This window comes from Microcoleus sp. Pol12B3, from assembly GCF_036701355.1.
Classification (GTDB): Bacteria; Cyanobacteriota; Cyanobacteriia; order Cyanobacteriales; family Microcoleaceae; genus Microcoleus.
Window position 1 is genome coordinate 1 of the sequence record NZ_JAUBQS010000175.1, and the last position, 1046, is coordinate 1046.

General features: G+C 52.3%; 1 protein-coding gene. It reads right to left on the minus strand.

Annotated features, from left to right (window positions below; genetic code table 11):
• Positions 1-1046 (minus strand): choice-of-anchor Q domain-containing protein (locus QUA53_RS29070; protein WP_333101353.1); only part of this gene is annotated, 1046 nt, incomplete at both ends.

Sequence of the window (1046 nt, forward strand, 5' to 3'; positions counted from 1 at the left end):
GTCGGCGTCGGCGTCACATTAGAAATCCCTTGATATTCAATTTTTCGCACTAGGTAGTCGGAACCGTCGTTTTTGAAAGAGGTGGCGGTGTAGGCAGCGGTGGGGCTATCGTAGGCTTTAGTGGAGAACCGCAGTTCGTCAAAAGTAGCGCCGCCGAGAGAGTCTCCTACTATCTGGAATTTAAAACTGCCATCGGTGCGATCGCCAATGAAAGTCACTCCATCTGAAGACACTGTAATGGGTTTTGGAGCGCTCGGAGCGTTGAGGCGAGCGATCTTAAAATTGGTGGCCGGTACCCGAACCCCATTATTAAAGATTTCCAGCAAACCAACTTCATTGCCCTGATCGCCCAAACCAGGACTTGTTTTGGGACTCAATCCACTGAGGTCGATCGTAGTGCTAGTAATGTCTTGGTTATCTGCCCATTTCACCTTCAGCGTCTGAGATTGATTGGTGTTGGGGTTGTGGTTGATTTCCGCCCGAATTTTCTTGGCGTCGGTGAACCAACCATCGTAAGAGGACGGGACGCCAATACCGCCGGTACTTCCGTAGCTCAACCAGCTTTTAGGGTTTTCGTTGCTTGCTAAGGTGAGGTTGCTGATGGCAGTAGGGTTGAGGTAGTCAGTTTCCACGCCGTCAAAAGCTATCCCAGACAGTTTGATGCCTTGATTCTGGGCGGCATTGGGCCATTGTGCGATCAGGTCGCTGACGCTGCTGTAATTATTGGCTTGACCCAAAGAACCAGTAATAGTCGGCGCCGGCGTCGGAGTTGGGACCGGGACGACACTACCTCCCAACTCAAAAGAGCCGCTGTCGACGATCGCACCTGGAATGCTATCACCATCTTGAGGGCGAGTCACACCGCGCTGATCTTTGGCAGGTGCACCAGTGGCAATCCCTTTATCAATTGCCGGACTTCCTGCCAGCAGCGGCCTGACTAAAGCGCCGTTGAGGTTTTGCAAAGGGCCCAGTAAAGGGTCTGCGATCGTAATACTTGCCGTCGCATTAAAATCGCTTCCGTCATTGGGGTTTTTGGCCGGCCACTG